Raw genomic sequence first — 15,198 nt, forward strand, 5'->3', positions numbered from 1 at the left:
AGATGACCCTTGCCACCCGCTACAACGCCCAAGCCAAACGCCTGATGCCGCACATGGCAGACGATCTCGCGGTTGACCCCGCGATCGACAACGCCGGCCACATCGACGAGATCGTGTTCCGCCGCAGCGAATACCTGGGCGGCATGGCGGCGGTCCTCCTCGCCCTGATTGCGCAGCAGAAGTGAGGGCGATCCTATGAGCACCCGCGCACAGATCGCTATCCAGACCGGGCCCGAAGAGTGGGCGCATGTATATGTCCATTACGATGGCTACCCCGAGCACATGCTTCCCGCGCTAGCCGCGTGGGCGCCTGAGGACATCCTCGCCGCCCGCGAAATCCGGCAGGTCCGGGCTGATGCGCTGGACTGTTTTGATCCGCCCCGAGTGCCCCGCATCCTGCCGCGCCCAACTTGCGAACTGTCCCATCTCTATGTCTGGCAGGACGAGGCATGGGTCGATGCGACAGGCAACAGTTCCTGATCATAAAGCAATGATATTGCTTCTATTTTGCTACGTTAATCGGCTCTTCAGAGCGATTGTTATTGCACCAAAACGATGCAACTCACCTGAAAGGCCCATGCCATGACCACCTCCACCCTGATCGCCAACTTCCGCGCCGCCGCTGAAGAGATCGAAGCACGCCTCGCGCCCAGCGCCTGCGCCATGATCGCCGCGCACAACTGGATCGTGATCGACGACTTTGGACCCCTGACCTTCACGCTGACGCCTGAGGGCAAGAAACACCGCGCCACCTGCACGGGCCATGGCAGCGCCCACAAGGTCAACCGCTTCACGAAGGCAGATGCCGAGCGCCTTGCAGCTGCTTGTGACGCCCGCGCCGCTTTCTGGGCCGACGCTGCGCGCGAGGAAGCCGCCACGCTGCGCCGCCACATTGCCACGCTCGAAGCCCTCAGCGCCGCCTGATCGTACACCGGCGGGGCCAAGCGCCCCGCCACCCTCCATGAAAAGGATCCCACCATGACCAAGCACCCCATCCTGCCCAGCCGCAACGAAGATTACGGCTTCTTCCGCACCCTGACCGTCTGCCCACAGCGCGACCGCCGCAGCTCGGAGGTCTGGAGCCTTGCCTCGCGCCTGATCGCCGAAGCCATCCACGCCGACAGCGAAGACGAGATGATTGGCATCCGCGACTTTCTGGACAGCCGCATCGGTCGGCATTTCGCCGACGATGTCGTCGGCAACATGACCGGCGGCGGTATTGGGCTCGAGGCTGCTATCGGCTCCGCGATCCGCCGCTGGCAGGGCTGGCGCATCGACCGCCAGACTGAGCGTGAGCACGGCATCCCTGCTGGGCTGCCTTACCTAACCGGTTGGGTGCAGCACTTCGCGGTCACTGCCGCGATGGATGATGCCCACTGACCTGCTTCACGACACCTTTTGAAAAGGCGCAAACGATGCCCAAACTCACCGATACACAAACCATTATTCTCACCCGCGCTGCATCCCGCCCTGGCAATTTGGCTATGCCTCTGCCCGACGGGCTGGCTGGGGCTGCGGCCAAGATGACCGTCACCAAGATGATCGAGCGCGGTTGGCTTGAAGAGGTCGATGCCAATCTTCGTCGTCACGAACCGCTCTGGCGTGAGACCGGCGATGGTCATGGCACAACCTTGATTGCAACTGAGGCCGGACTTGATGCCATCGGCATTGATCCGGTTGTCGCGAGCACGGTCAGCACTATCCGCAAGGCTCGACCGGCGGCTAAATCTACAGAAGTGGCCGCAGACGCAAGTGAAGGCCCTAAGCTGGTCTCTATCCGGCAAGGTACCAAGCAGGCCATGTTGATCGAAATGCTGCAGCGCCCCGAAGGTGCCTCGATCACCGAGATTGTTGAAGCGACATCTTGGCAAGCACATACGGCGAGAGGTGCAATCTCTGGTGCGCTCAAGAAGAAGCTTGGCCTGACAATCACTTCCGAGAAACACCCTGAGCGTGGCACTGTTTACAAATTGGACGCGGCCTGATTCCGCCAGTCATCGCCAGCGCTCGAACAGCCGGCGCAGCGCATAGCTGCGCAGAAGCGAGATAATCACGAACATCGCGCCGATCGCGAGGTTGTCGTTCAGGCTTACTTTCAACCCGAACCACGGAAACACCACGATCTGCGTCAGCACCGCCAGCGCATAGCCCACCACGACATTGGTGATCGCTTCGATCAGCGATTGGCGCCGCGACTGCATCAAGCGGCCAACCTCTTGGATTTGAGTGCCGCGAAACTTTCGCCGCTGTCTTCCAGAACAGCCTCTTCGCCGGTGAAGGCCTGCCAGCGCTCGATGGCGACGTCGACGTAAACGGGGTTCAGCTCGACGCCGTAACAGATGCGCCCCGTGGTTTCCGCTGCAATGAGCGTCGTGCCGGATCCCATGAAGGGCTCGAAAACTGCTTGGCCGGGGCTGGAGTTGTTCAGGATCGGGCGGCGCATGCATTCGACCGGTTTTTGCGTGCCGTGTACGGTTTCGGCATCTTGGTCCTTGTTCGCGATTTGCCAGAGCGTGGTCTGTTTGCGATCACCGGCCCAGTGGCCTTTGCCCTTGGCGCGCACGGCATACCAGCAGGGCTCGTGCTGCCAGTGGTAATCGCCGCGGCTGAGCACTAGCCGATCCTTTGCCCAGATGATCTGGGAGCGGATGGCGAAGCCCGCGGCGATCAGGCTGTCGGCCACAGTCGCTGCATGAAGTGCGCCATGCCAGATATAGGCCACATCGCCGGGAAAGAGGGACCAGGCCTCGCGCCAGTCAGCGCGGTCGTCATTCAGCACCTTGCCGGTACGTTTGGTTTTTGCAGCTCCTGCCTGGTTGCGCCAGGACGGGTCGTATTCCACGCCGTAGGGTGGGTCAGTCACCATCAGCAACGGTCTGACGCTGCCCAGGAGGCGTCCAACCACATCGGCGCTGGTGCTGTCACCGCAGATCAGCCGGTGCGACCCAAGCTGCCAAAGGTCGCCTGCCACCGACACCGGGTTAACCGGCGGCTCCGGGATGTCATCCTCGCCCTCTACGGCCCCATCGTCGCCCACCGTCTCTGGATCCTGCAGTAGGGCATCCAGATCCTCATCCGAGAAGCCCAGCAGATCGAGGTCGAAGTCTTCCGCCAAGAGCCCTGCGATCTCGTCGCGCAGCATCGCCTCGTCCCATTCGCCAAGCTCGGTCAGCTTGTTATCGGCAATGCGGTAGGCGCGACGCTCCGCTTCATCTAGATGGCCAAGCCTGATGACAGGGGCCTCGGTCAGGCCCAGCGCGCCGGCTGCCAGCACGCGCCCATGGCCCGCAATCAACTCGCCGTCGTCCGCGACCAAGCAGGGAACGGTCCAGCCGAACTTCGCCATGCTGGCCGCAATCTTCGCAACCTGGGCCTCACCATGGATCTTCGCGTTCTTGGCATAAGGGCGCAGCTTCTCGATCGGCCAGAGCTCGATCTGGCGCGGTGCAAAGACAAGATCCATGGGGCGGGACGCTCACTGGCTGCAGGCAAGGCATGCTGAAGCCAGCTCCAAATGCATGGGCGTGTCAGCGATCGCGGTGCCGGAAAAACAAAAGCGCCCACGAGGGTGTCCTCTGGGCGCAATTCTTCGATGGTTCGTTGATAGGTCAAGGGGGCTAGAAATGTCAATCCGTTTTCTGTTTTGAATCAACGGCTTCTTAAAGTCGTGTGGTGGATTCCAACAAAGGTGGCTTCCTGGATTCCTCGATGGAATCCACTTGCACGGATGCAGGAAAGCGTAACCCTTTATAATGATTCAGGTTTTTGCGCGTCGTCCGCGTGCTGGCTTCCAGGTGGATTCCCCGGTGAAAAGGCCAGACGCTAGGAAACTTGCGCGCTGAGTACGCCCGTATACGCAAAGGCCCGAGGAGGAACCATGGGAGGGGGGGGGGGCGGACGCACACGGCCCTCTTCGGAAATTCATGCGGCTGGCCATCGCTGGGCCGTAACTTCCCCGAACCGGCCTTTTGAGACATCGTGCAGCAATTTTGGATGGGTGAGGGTTGGCGCGTCAGTTCCAGATGGCCTCCTGCTCCCAATTCTCCGGGAACCCAGCGGTCTGCGGGCGGATCTCGTACGGGAGGTCTTGGGTCAGGATCATGTCACGAAGACGGATGTGCCACTTGGTGCGCGGATAGTACTGCCGCATAATGAAGGTCATGATGACGATCGCGCTGTAGATCTTTTTCGTGGGCGCATCGTCGCCCATCCTGGGCTGTCGGAGGTGGTCAAGCTGTCCGAATGTCTTTTTCGGGGGGACGCCTGGGCTGTTTACCAAGGGCTTATTCCACGTCCGGGCGTGATGTGCGCAGCTGTTGCGGACGTCGTTGAGCGCTGTGATCCATGAAGCGAATGTCTTCATGGGGAGGTCTGGGTGAATGCGCGCCGCGATTGCCATTTTGTTTTTGTCGGAGAGGTGGGCGATAATGTGGGTCAGGTTGCCCCAGGTCCATGTCCCAGCCTCGATCCAGATCGGTGGGGGACCAAAGTAATTTCGTGCAAAATGCTTCGCGAAGTCCTCTTTCGAGCTTTTGAAGTGCTGATCCAGGCCGGCTATGAAACGCTCGAGAGGCGTGCTTTCATCTTCGTCCTTTTCGCTGAAGCGATCCTTGTATGAGCGCCTGTCGCGGTGGGCATGTGGTCCCAGCTCCCCGAGGACTTCAATCATCGCGGTTCTAACCGCGATCTCGATACGCTCGATCGCGTCCAGAAGTTCTATACGCAAGGCTTTGTCGAAGAGATAGAAGTTGATCGCATGATCGAAGGTCGTACCCACTTTGAACTTGTCGCATCGAACTTTCTGGTCCTCCTCACCGTTTGCCGCTGGGATCGTGCAGAAGTCACGGTACGGATACCCAAACGCGCTGAGTCGGTAGTATCCTATGCGGTGCAGGGAGCGCTCGGCATGGCCTCGGTCACGAATTTCCATGCCCCTCATCAACATTATGTCGATACATTCATCGGTCGACTTGTGCTGCTTGAGGTACTTCAATGTTGATACGGCTACATCCAGAAATTAGAAGACCGGGCTGTAACGAGGCGACTGAGGCCAGGTCAGGGAGCACCGGTCATAAGGCAAGAAAGGATAATAGCGTCGGCGCTGACGATGTCAACATTGTAGATGGAGCACCGAACGGTGAGGCAGTGCGGGATATCGGTTCGCTGCGCCCGGACTTAATCGTGACTGCGCTTTGCAGCCATTGGTGCCAGTGCAACGAAGTTCTGTTTCTCACCCGTATTGACCGTCTTTAACATAACTCCCACGGCTTGGCCTTTGGCATCTCGTTTGTCACCTGCACTTCGGTCAACATTCCACCTGCGATAAGCCCATCTCCAACCCAAACCAGCGCCTTCCACCAGGCGTCATACGCCCGCCTCGCTGCCTCAATCTGCCTTGCATCTGGCCGAAACATCACCGGACAGGCCCGCACCTCTACGGTCCGCCACTTGCCGCGCGACAGCACACGCTCGGTGCCGACTACCACGGTCGTTGCATGATCCCCGTGCCGATTGCGCTTCATCTCGACCGGCAAGCAGCGCGGCACAGCCCCTGGCATCCAATCAGGGGTGAGCCCAGCGCGCGCGAGCTCTGCCACTCGAATGGCCATACGCTTGCCGCCTAAGCTATCTGGCATTCCAGAAACAGTCGCAGCAATGACCTCGGCATCCTCGTGGGTGTAATCGCCCAGCTTGTAGCGACCGCCATCGATTTTGCAGCCCAGCGCGGCGCGTTGCATAAGCACGTGTTCGAGACCGAAGCCAAATCCCTGGCCACGCTCCGGATCAGGCGGTTCGGGCAGCTCCAGCTGTGCACATTCGGTGCGGAAGGCCCATTCCAGCGCCTGCTGCACTGTCATGATGCGCTTCGGGCGTCCATGACCAGCTTGCCGTGACGCCCTGTGCAAATTGCGATCGTGTTTCATTGGACGCCTCGCTCACGAAGTTGCTGTGATGTGACAAGGCCGCGGGCGAGCATCTGGTCGCGCATGCTGTTGCTGATTGCACTGGAGGGTAGGTATTTCTCCGAGTTCACCCAATCGGCGTAGAAGGCGGGAAGATCGGAGATCGGCTGGCGTTCCGGTTTTGTTGGCTTCTGTGTTTTGCGCCGACCTCGAGATTTTTCATCCGCCTTGCGCTGGGCGGTGCGCTGCATGACGCGATCCAGAGCCTTTGGCCCGTCAGGTGGCTCAGGATGCTCCTGCCGCGACGCTTCTGCCGCCTCGAGGATCTCGGCCTCGCTCAGCCCGAGGTCAGTCTGCCAGCGCCGAACATGCTCTCGGGGTGGCCAGCCTTGCCACCAGCCAGGAAGCGACCCGTCAGGATCGACGCCCAGCGCCGCGAGCAGCTTTCCAAAAAAATCATCAAAAGCGGTTTCGCGCGCTCGCGCGTCCTCCTCCTCCTTTACTGGTTTACTTAAAGGTTCCCTTACAAGGTTAGTCTCCGAATTTCGGAGATGGCTTTGGCTATTTTCCGGAAATGGAACTGCCCCAAATTCGGAGTTGGCTCCGTCTCCGAATTCCGGACACGGTTCGGCGTCATTTTCTTGGGTTATGCCTTGCTGGCCGTCTCCGATTTCTGGAGATGGCTCTTGTGGGTCGACCATTTCGAACCCCAAGATATAGCGTGTGGCTTGGCGGCGTTTGGTCCGATGATCCTGACATTGAATGCGTTGAATGAGCCCGAGCCCTTCCAGCTTCTTGAGGTGATCGTTGAGCGAAGAGATCGACATTTCAGCATCCTCGGCCAGACGGACCTGTGTCGGGAAACAGCCAAAGTCTGGGTTGTGACGATCGCAAAGATGCCAGAGGACGATCTTCGTCGCAGGCTTTAAACCCCTCTGCTGGATGGCCCAGTTGGTGGCGGCATGGCTCATGGCGCGCCCCTCCCGGTTGGGGAGGCAACACGCGTTGTGAACCCGTGGTCTGCCAAGGCGCCCAGCGCGTCATCAAGCGAGCGGACCAGCGCCCAGCCGAAGCCCTGCGCCAGCACTGCGTCGCGGAACGCCTCCTGCGCTGGGCTCAGCCGCCCCTTGAGGGATTTCAGCTCCAGGAACAGCACGCGGCCAGCGCAGAGAATGATTAGGTCAGCAAAGCCGGGATGGACGCCCATGCCGACGAGGATCGCCTGTCGCTTGGCTCCCCGCGGGCCTGCCTCCCTTACCTCGTTGGCGCAGTGATGAATGATGGCATCCTTGGGGAGAGCAAAGCGCAGCGCGGTCACGACAGCGCGCTGCAGATCAGCTTCTGGAGTTCCGCGTCGCTTCATGAGCGGCCCTCCCGATCTGGCGCGGGCAGCCGCCCAGGCGTTTTGGCATCGAGGACGACAAGCAGGAGGCGGGCATCCTCGCGCTCCTCGGGGGTTTCACCATGCTGGACCAACACATTGCAGGCGAGCCGAACGAGATAGTCGGAATGGTGCACCATATCGGCGACCACCATGCGCGCCTCGCGGCGGCGCTCTTCAATCCACTCATGGCGGACACGGTCCCGGGCGCTGGGCTTGCGGAAGGGAAGGGGGAGGCTCATCGGCGTGACCCCGCACGACGTGGCGCAGGGGCTTCCTGCAGCATCAGCCATTCCTGCACTGCATCTCGGCGATAGTAGATCTTCCGACCGGCGCGAACACAGGGCGGGCCGAAACGGATCTTCTCCCAGCGGTGCAGGGTTTCGACGGTGACCCCGAGTTCAAGGGCGAGGTCGAGGCGGCTGATCCAGCCGCTCATCAGGCGCTGAGGGCTACTGGATCGGGGGGCAGTTCCAAGGTCTGGCATCTGGTTTCTCCTGAGTTTGGCCCGACGAGGGCAGGGTTCAGGAGTTCAGAAGCGCAGAGCGGAAAGGGTGGCGGAAAGGCAGAGACCGGCGGTGATGCGCCAAATGGCTGCCGGTCATTGATATCATTGAGCTTTTGCGGCTTTGGCGCGGGTCGAGGTTGCGGCGCAGGACGGCGCAGAACCCTCGCAAATTGACCGATACAGAGTCGCAGCCGTCCAAAACTGGCTAATTTACAAGATTTCGCCGTGTTTCGTGGGCTTTCGCAGGCGTTCAAGGGGTATTCGCCCAACCGGCAAGGGGTCGGGACCCTTGCCGGTCATTGATTTTAAACGGAATTTGCAAAATCAGGGCATGGTCTGGGAGCAAAATGGCCTGAGGAGCACGCTTTAGGCGGCGAAACATACTCCGCTGGCCCACAGATTCGCCCAGCGCCATTAACACCGCCTTTATTTTTTTCCATGTTTTCAATGACCGGCAGGGTTTTGGCGCATCACCGCCGGTCACCGCCTATATGCCGCCCAGATCCCCATGCTTCGCTTGATAAGCCTGCGCATCTACGCCTGTGTCATGCGCACCAAGGAGGTATGAATATGGTCAACCGATTGCGATTAAATGATAAAACCGTGCGTGAGCAGATCCCGGAAGAGGATCGAGCCTACCAGGTCTTCGACACCGAGATACGGGGGCTGTCCATCCGCGTGATGCCCTCGGGCGAGCGGTCTTTTGTGATGGATTACCGCTTTGCAGGACGGCAGCGCCGCATGGCGATCGGGCGCTGGCCAGAATGGAGTGTCACTGCTGCTCGTGAGCGCGCGCGAGAACTGCGCCGCCTGATCGACGAGGGCACAGATCCTCTGGAAGAACGCGACACGTTGCGAGAAGCCCCTCGTTTCAACGACATGATCGAGCGGTATTTGATCGAGCATGCCTCGACGCTGACGCCTTTGAGCGCGTCCGATCATAAATCCTTCCTGACCAAGCTGGTCGCACCGCTCTGGGGCAACAAGCTGGTCACAGAGATCACGCCACATGATGTGACAAAGCTTTTGAACCTGATTGCAGAGGGCAGGGCGCGGCCGTCTAAGGCAAAGCCCAACAACCGCGCGCGTAAACTGCAAGGGCGCAAGCCCACACCGGTGCGTGCCAACCGCGTTGGCGAAGTTCTGCGTAAGATGTTCAACCTTGCCATCCAATGGGGCTGGCGCACGGACAATCCTGCTGCCGGCTTCAAAAAGCGCGTCGAGACGGCGCGCGAGCGCTTCCTCTCCCATGAAGAAATCGGCCGGCTGGCCGAAGTGCTGGATGCGGCCGAGGATCAGCGCGCCGCCGGCATCATCCGCATCTGCATGCTCACTGGGTCGCGGGTGGGTGAGGTGCGGCAGGCGCAGTTCGAGCAATTCAATCTGGAGCTGGGGATCTGGTCAAAGCCCGCAGCCACCACCAAGCAGCGCAAAATTCACCGGGTGCCGATCTCGGCCGATGTTGCGGCGATCGTGCGCCAGCGGGCGCTTGTGGTGCCCAAGGGCAATCCTTGGCTCTTTCCCGGTGACGTGCCGGGCCAGCCCGTCAAAGAAATTCGCCGGTTCTGGGTTATGGTGCAGCGCGAGGCCGACCTACCGGATGTGCGCATCCATGACCTGCGTCATACATTCGCCTCGCTCTTGGTCAGCGGCGGCGCTTCGCTGGAAATGATCGGTAAGCTTCTTGGCCATAGCCAAATGCAGACGACCCTGCGCTATGCGCATTTGATGGACTCGCCTCTGCGCGCCGGGGTCGATGCCGTGGCCGGCATGTTCCGGCCACGCCCGAAGATTGTGCATGACGCGGATGCCGAGAAAGAGGCAAAGCGGGCCTAAAAGCCAGGGCCTGTTTATTTCTCGCCGCGCATGGCGCGCCAGAAGGGCCGCAGACGGCGCCGAATGGTGCTCTCATCGGGGATCTCGCCGTTCTCGGCAACATCGGCAAACCAGTCCTGAAGATAACCGATCAGTTCGGCCTGGGTCTCGGGAATGCCATGTTCGTGGACGCGCTTCAGAAGCGCCACATACATGCCCTCCCAGTCATAGGGTGAGAGCGCGCCCGTGCCGCCGCCAATGCGGCGCAGCAGGTCATATTCGTCTTCGAACCTCAGGACGTCCTGACCGGTGATCAGGAGGTCTGCGATCGAGACTTCGACCCCGTCGGCAGGTTCGGTGACATAGCACCAGTCTTGCGCATTCTCCGGCTTGATCCTTTGCAGCTTGATGACCGTGGGGCCGGTGCCCGCGCGGCGAAAGAGGGGCAGCATGTCCATCGGCGAGATCGTGATCTTGCCGGAGACTTTCTCGTCGCCGCAGATCGCGAGAGAAACCCCTGTGACGATGTCCAGCTTGCCTTCGGTGGCCCAGCCGCCAATGTCGGCGATTGTGCAGCCCCATCGGGACGCGGTTTCGTGCAGGGTGAAGAATGCTCTTTGAGGTAGTGCCATGCGGGCTCCAGTTCTGATGTCGAGGTAAGACGGTGGGCGGCCTCGCAACTTGCTGACGCCGCCCAAGTGGCAGCGAGGCAGAAACTCCAGGGAGCAGGCCGCATGAAGCTGCACCGCCGCATTCATGGTCGTGCGGTGACTGCCAAATTCTTCAATCGATCGGCATCCTTAGGACGAATCGTCCTCTCTCGGGTTATAACCCAGGCACTACGTCAAGAACTGTCGGGGATAAGCGCCATGTCGTTCCAAAAGGCACAAGACCTGTTGAAGCTCGCTGGTATGTCTGCCAGCCGGCATGGCGGCATCACTGTGAAAGAAGTTGCCGAAGAGTTCAGCGTCAACGAGCGGACCGCCCAGCGCATGATTGCGGCCTTGAAAGATGTCTTTCCAAGCATCTCCCATCAGACGGACAATGAGCGCCGCCGACGGTGGAAGCTGCGCGACACCAGCATGCTCGGCATGCAAGGGCTCTACCGCCGGGAACTCGTCGCGCTCGAGGCCAGCATCACGCGGGCTGAGCGGGAGGGCGCTCATATGGAAGTGGAGGCGCTTCGGTCCCTGCGAGATCGCTTGGTGGCAACCTTGCCGTCAGCACAGGCCCGAAGCATGGAGGTGGATGCCGAGGCGATCCTCGAGGCCAAAGGCTATGCCTGCCGCCCAGGTCCAAAGGTCAAAACCTCTCCGGCTGTGCTGAACGTCGTTTCGGCTGCCCTCAGAGGGCCCTTCCGGCTCATCATCCGATACCAGGGGGCGCAGGATGCCAAACCGCGCAAACGCGTGATTGAGCCCTATGGAATTCTGCTCGGCACGCGACACTACCTGATTGCACTTGATATCGCCAAAGATGAAAATCTGCGGCGCTTCCGCATAGATCGCATTGAAAAGGCAGAGATAACAAATGAATGGTTCGAGAAGGACAAGGACTTCGATCTTGAGGCCTATGCGGCGCGGTCATTCGGGTCGTTTCACTCGGACGACGAGTTCAGCCGGGTAGCCTGGCGGTTCAGCCCAGCTGCCGCGCCGACGGCCTGGGAGTTTGAGTTTCATCCAAAGCAGGAAATGTCGGACTTGGAGGATGGTGGGCTACTGGTCAGCTTCAAAGCCAGTGGGTTGGTCGAGATGGCCTGGCATCTGGCTAAGTGGGGGAGCGAGGTTGAGGTGGTTGAGCCTGTGGCGTTGCGTGAGATTGTGACGGGATGTCGTGGTAGAACCATCCGCGTGCTGTCGTGATGTGGGATCCACCAAGACCTCCAAAGGGGCTTGTACACTCGTTGATGAAGGGGGGCTAAGTATGAATTCTTGGCGTCTGCGAGAGCGCCGCGCCAAAAGGTCAAGGCTGCCTTTCTAGCAGATTTTCGGCGCATTGGATCCCTGTATTGCTCTTCGGAGCATTTCGTCAGGTGACTCGATTTTCGAGTGTTCAAACATTAGCGAGAAACGCATGGGATCACCAATTGGATTTAGTCTGAAACCAATCGGCGACTTGTCTGTTACCGTTTTCAATTTTTCGCCTAATGGGCGTGACTCGGAAAGTGCGTAGGGCCAGCCCCTCAACTGGCAGTGAAAAACTTGTTTCAAAGTAAGCCGGTTGGCCGCCACAGCCTCCGGTAAGGCTATATTGATCATGTCAGCATCCTGTACCGACGGATAAAGTAGACTGTCCTTGTATGGTAAATTGAAAAGATTTTGAGCCATTGCGCAGCTCTTTTTGTAATGATGATCGTTTTCACGATTTATGGTTTTCGTGAACTCAGATTCGACAAATTCGCTAAGCTCGTGGCCCAATTGCTCTAGTGGACGCGCCATAGGGTTTGGCTTTGGTGGAGTCTTTATGACAACACTTGGCATATCGCCTTCATTCATCGCGCGAAGATGGTACACTCCCAACGTAAAATATTGACTTTCAGTGATAGCGGCTTCTTTGATTGCCGTCATTGGGTGGAGCGCGCCATAAAAAATGCGTTCGCCAATGTCGTTTGCTCTTGCTACCCTTACCAGAACTTCGGAAGGCGGCACCCAAATATCTGATGTTTCGAGGTGAGGCCGATCTTCGTCGCAGCTGCGCACCCGATAAACATAGCAGTTGCCAAGATTTGCCGTCATAATGCTGTAGACATGAAAAAATTTGTCTAGTTTTTGTCGGACCTCAGCAACAGACTCAGTCAAGAACTCCTTCTCTCTGAACCAGTCTAATTCGCGTCGAACATTCCGAAGGTACTCTTGCATTTAGTGTCTACCTCTTGAAAATGCAGCAATCATCAACCGATGCTCGAATGGCCGTTTCAGGTAAGCTGCACTGTGCTGACACCAACAATAATAATGACGTCAGCCTGCCTTTCCACGAAATTCATTCTGCAACTACAACGGATGCGCCCGCCTGTAGGTCCGACGGAGAGCTGCCGTTCGCCGCGGTCGCAAACCGATCTGATCACAATGACAGGAGCGGACTTTTACATCCCACGCGTCAGGCCGAGGACAAGACTGCAGAACCCCCTCAATTCGTCGGGATTTGTATCGCCGTATGGATCGCCATTGATCTCGGCATGGTTCTCGACCCTCGAATAGGCGTTGATATCCCTAAGGCCCTCGAGTGCACCTTTGAACGGGTGATCTTCGTTCGCAGTATTTAGCGCTCGAATGATTTGGTCGAGCGTTGCAGCTTCGCCAAAGAGTCCGGAGTCAGCTTTGCGGTAGAAGTCCTCGCAGACGGTTCGCAGGCGCGACCTTATGTATGATAATTCGTGGGGCTCGCCCTCGATGAACTCTTCTATTTTCATGCGCTCCGTAACATAGCGCGGTTGCGTTGAGCCAGGAATGTCGTAGGGCGCGATGGTCGTCACGCCGGGAGCGCCTGTTTGTAGCGCGAATGACCTGATGAGTTTCTGGTCGATTTTATCCCATAGAAGGCGGAGGAATCCCTTGTCGTGCGACAGAACGATCGTCTGTTTGGACCGGTCACAAATCCTTCTTATCTCAATGGCCGTGAACTGCCGCCTAAAATTGTCCAAACTCGTGAACGGGTCATCGAAAACGATGATTGTTTCGCTGAGATCCGGGTCCGCGTTGCATTGCGCCAAAAACAGCGCCAGTGCGAGAACCGACTTGTCTCCGGCGCTGAGTGTGTTTCGGAAGCTCGGCGCACCAGTTGTATCCCCGCTCACTCGGGGTGGAACCGGAACCTCGTTGATGAGAATCTGGTAGCTGGCGGTAGGCTCCTTGCCGCGATAGTCAGGTTCTTTGTAATCGATCCGAAAGCCCGCATTCAGACGCTTGAGATAGGAATTGATCGTCTTGCCGAGACTTTCGGTGATGGTCTTGCCGTGGGCGGTCAGCTCATCGCGAAGCTTGGCTTTCTCTTTTGCAATGTCGCCTTTGCGCTGCCTCTTCATTAGCAGGTCCGTGACTTTGGTAATGACCTCCGCTTCGAAGCGATGCTTTCGAGCCTGAAGGCTCTTAAGCTCGTTTGTGAGGCAATCAAGCTGCCCAGCGTCAACCGTGTCCTTAACGGCATCGACCTTCCGGTTGTACTCACCAAGCGCTGCATTGGCAGTTTCGATGGCCGCCCTCGCGCTCGTCCAGGCATCGATTGCAGCGCCAAGTTGCTCCATGCCTAACGCCACAGTGAGGTTTGCGGCTTTCGTCTGCAAAGCTGAATCCATTTCCGCAGCAGCGCGCTCTATCCCTAAAATCATTGCGTCAAGATCGATGGTCGCGGGGGCATCGACGCCAGCCGCCTCGCGCCAATACTCGAATTGTTTCTCGTTGGATTTGGAGCCTTGTTCCGCTGCGTTTCGGAAGTCGCCATTTGAGTAGCGCTGACAGGTTCGACGGAGCTTCTGAACATCTTCGGCCAGCTGTCGATACGATTCACTGAAAAAACGGCTATACGCTTCCAGCAGGCTCCGATCTCTAAGTTCCTGGCCGCAGAATGGACAATTGTCCTCCGCTTTGAATGGCAGACCCTGTTCCACCCACGTTTCCAGCCCCGGTTCGGTCGGCTCCTCGCATTCATGCGCTGCGACATGGGACCTTACGGCTTCCACGGCATCTGCGGCAATTCCTTCGACCGTCTTGTTTAGGACTGCCTCGAAGGTCGCCGGTTCGGATGGAAGCGGAAATGCGCTCGCACCGGCAGCGGCTTTAAGCTCTTTCGATTTCGCTGCGCGGGAAACCTCTGCCTGCTTTTTAGCGATTGCTGTATCGATGTCCGGATCCTGTTCCAGAGCTTCGAAGTCTGGCAGGCTCATGGTTGCTGGGCCTATCCCTCGAATACCGGCTGTCAGCTCCGCTTCGAGGGCGCGAATGGTCTTGTTGTTCTCGGTGTTTTCCTCATCCAGCGCCACGATCTGGCGAACGAGTCGCACGCCCTTTTCGCCGACAACGAGACCATACTGCCGACGCAGATGGTCAGCTGATACCGTGTCGCCGGAATAGACATTCTCATTCACAAAGAGGCTGTCGAACACTGCCACGCGGTTCTGGGTTCCGCTCCAACTGCCTCGCTCGAAATTCGCCCGACCTGAATCAAGCTGAAGAGAAATCTTCTGGTCCGGCCCCCCAGCGAGTGTCTTGCGGCCGATGATGATTTCCGGATCTCTGCGTGACAGAGATCGTAGAATATCTGCAATCGTCGATTTGCCCCAACCGTTCTCTCCATAGAAAAGCGTGCACTTTTCGAAGCGGACATTTTGGGTCGAGAGCGCCTTAGCAAATCGACCGACATTCTCTATGACGGTTATATTCCGTAACATGATACTCCCTCAAAGTCCGCTATGGGTCGATAACGATTACTGCCCGTTTGTCTAACGATCATCCATGTCAACGCCATGTCAACGAGCGTACGTCATTTTTTGAGTGTGGGGCACGACGAAAGCGTCCCAATGTCAGCGATTTTTAGGGCTGTAATTTTGTGAATTCAAAGGCTTGTTGCCTATGTATTTGAAATCGTTAAATTATTGA

18 protein-coding genes are annotated in these 15,198 nt (G+C 58.3%); 7 read left to right on the forward strand and 11 right to left on the reverse strand.

The features are described from left to right. The first annotated feature begins 2 nt into the window (after nucleotides 1-2). The 5 genes from THS5294_RS13785 (at nucleotide 3) to THS5294_RS13805 (ending at nucleotide 1,985) form a co-directional block, all read left to right on the forward strand. Entirely contained in the window at nucleotides 3-185 is a 183-nt protein-coding gene (locus THS5294_RS13785) for a hypothetical protein (RefSeq protein WP_048599786.1), read from the forward strand. 10 nt (nucleotides 186-195) lie between these two features. After that, nucleotides 196-480 carry a hypothetical protein gene (locus tag THS5294_RS13790; RefSeq protein ID WP_048599787.1) on the forward strand — a complete coding sequence of 95 codons (285 nt, stop codon included), beginning with the start codon at nucleotides 196-198 and terminating at the stop codon, nucleotides 478-480. 102 nt (nucleotides 481-582) lie between these two features. Continuing rightward, nucleotides 583-924: a hypothetical protein gene (locus THS5294_RS13795; RefSeq protein ID WP_058124210.1), complete on the forward strand. Its 342-nt coding sequence runs from the start codon at nucleotides 583-585 to the stop codon at nucleotides 922-924. A gap of 54 nt (nucleotides 925-978) precedes the next feature. Continuing rightward, nucleotides 979-1,380: a hypothetical protein gene (locus THS5294_RS13800; RefSeq protein WP_048599789.1), complete on the forward strand. Its 402-nt coding sequence runs from the start codon at nucleotides 979-981 to the stop codon at nucleotides 1,378-1,380. Between the two features lie 35 nt (nucleotides 1,381-1,415). Beyond that, nucleotides 1,416-1,985, forward strand: coding sequence for a DUF3489 domain-containing protein (locus THS5294_RS13805; RefSeq protein WP_048599790.1), 570 nt, complete (start codon nucleotides 1,416-1,418; stop codon nucleotides 1,983-1,985). A gap of 9 nt (nucleotides 1,986-1,994) precedes the next feature. On the opposite strand, the gene THS5294_RS13810 is transcribed toward THS5294_RS13805, so the two are convergent. The 8 genes from THS5294_RS13810 to THS5294_RS13845 form a co-directional block, all read right to left on the reverse strand. Then, on the reverse strand, nucleotides 1,995-2,201 hold the full coding sequence (locus THS5294_RS13810; RefSeq protein WP_370726551.1) for a DUF7220 family protein: 207 nt from the start codon (nucleotides 2,199-2,201) through the stop codon (nucleotides 1,995-1,997). Beyond that, on the reverse strand, nucleotides 2,201-3,463 hold the full coding sequence (locus THS5294_RS13815; protein WP_048599792.1) for a site-specific DNA-methyltransferase: 1,263 nt from the start codon (nucleotides 3,461-3,463) through the stop codon (nucleotides 2,201-2,203). The genes THS5294_RS13810 and THS5294_RS13815 overlap by 1 nt, the downstream gene beginning before the upstream one ends. A 549-nt stretch (nucleotides 3,464-4,012) precedes the next feature. Beyond that, on the reverse strand, nucleotides 4,013-4,930 hold the full coding sequence (locus THS5294_RS13820) for an Abi family protein (protein WP_158441662.1): 918 nt from the start codon (nucleotides 4,928-4,930) through the stop codon (nucleotides 4,013-4,015). Nucleotides 4,931-5,249: 319 nt separating this feature from the next. Continuing rightward, nucleotides 5,250-5,858 (reverse strand): DUF2184 domain-containing protein, encoded by a 609-nt coding sequence (locus THS5294_RS13825; protein WP_244528799.1) that lies wholly within the window; start codon nucleotides 5,856-5,858, stop codon nucleotides 5,250-5,252. 62 nt (nucleotides 5,859-5,920) lie between these two features. Continuing rightward, entirely contained in the window at nucleotides 5,921-6,874 is a 954-nt protein-coding gene (locus tag THS5294_RS13830) for a helix-turn-helix domain-containing protein (protein WP_048599796.1), read from the reverse strand. After that, entirely contained in the window at nucleotides 6,871-7,266 is a 396-nt protein-coding gene (locus THS5294_RS13835) for a VRR-NUC domain-containing protein (RefSeq protein WP_048599797.1), read from the reverse strand. Before THS5294_RS13835 ends, THS5294_RS13830 begins: the two co-directional genes overlap by 4 nt. Beyond that, nucleotides 7,263-7,526: a hypothetical protein gene (locus THS5294_RS13840; protein WP_048599798.1), complete on the reverse strand. Its 264-nt coding sequence runs from the start codon at nucleotides 7,524-7,526 to the stop codon at nucleotides 7,263-7,265. The genes THS5294_RS13835 and THS5294_RS13840 overlap by 4 nt, the downstream gene beginning before the upstream one ends. Further along, the gene (locus THS5294_RS13845; RefSeq protein ID WP_233486486.1) at nucleotides 7,523-7,723 is read right to left on the reverse strand and encodes a MerR family transcriptional regulator; all 201 of its coding nucleotides are present in this window, start codon (nucleotides 7,721-7,723) and stop codon (nucleotides 7,523-7,525) included. The genes THS5294_RS13840 and THS5294_RS13845 overlap by 4 nt, the downstream gene beginning before the upstream one ends. Nucleotides 7,724-8,362: 639 nt before the next feature. Here THS5294_RS13845 and THS5294_RS13850 point away from each other — a divergent pair. Continuing rightward, nucleotides 8,363-9,628 carry a tyrosine-type recombinase/integrase gene (locus tag THS5294_RS13850; RefSeq protein ID WP_048599800.1) on the forward strand — a complete coding sequence of 422 codons (1,266 nt, stop codon included), beginning with the start codon at nucleotides 8,363-8,365 and terminating at the stop codon, nucleotides 9,626-9,628. A gap of 14 nt (nucleotides 9,629-9,642) precedes the next feature. On the opposite strand, the gene THS5294_RS13855 is transcribed toward THS5294_RS13850, so the two are convergent. Next, complete coding sequence (locus THS5294_RS13855) at nucleotides 9,643-10,239, reverse strand: hypothetical protein (protein ID WP_048599801.1); 597 nt, start codon at nucleotides 10,237-10,239, stop codon at nucleotides 9,643-9,645. A gap of 102 nt (nucleotides 10,240-10,341) precedes the next feature. Here THS5294_RS13855 and THS5294_RS13860 point away from each other — a divergent pair, with 102 nt between their 5' ends. Then, complete coding sequence (locus THS5294_RS13860; protein ID WP_082136700.1) at nucleotides 10,342-11,469, forward strand: helix-turn-helix transcriptional regulator; 1,128 nt, start codon at nucleotides 10,342-10,344, stop codon at nucleotides 11,467-11,469. Nucleotides 11,470-11,583: 114 nt separating this feature from the next. Here the strand turns inward: THS5294_RS13860 and THS5294_RS13865 are convergent, their stop codons facing one another. Continuing rightward, entirely contained in the window at nucleotides 11,584-12,405 is an 822-nt protein-coding gene (locus THS5294_RS13865; protein ID WP_158441663.1) for an RES family NAD+ phosphorylase, read from the reverse strand. A 284-nt stretch (nucleotides 12,406-12,689) separates the two neighbouring features. Further along, nucleotides 12,690-14,990 carry an AAA family ATPase gene (locus THS5294_RS13870; RefSeq protein WP_048599804.1) on the reverse strand — a complete coding sequence of 767 codons (2,301 nt, stop codon included), beginning with the start codon at nucleotides 14,988-14,990 and terminating at the stop codon, nucleotides 12,690-12,692. Nucleotides 14,991-15,198 lie beyond the last annotated feature (208 nt).

This window comes from Thalassobacter stenotrophicus, from assembly GCF_001458315.1.
GTDB classification, from domain to species: domain Bacteria; phylum Pseudomonadota; class Alphaproteobacteria; order Rhodobacterales; family Rhodobacteraceae; genus Thalassobacter; species Thalassobacter stenotrophicus.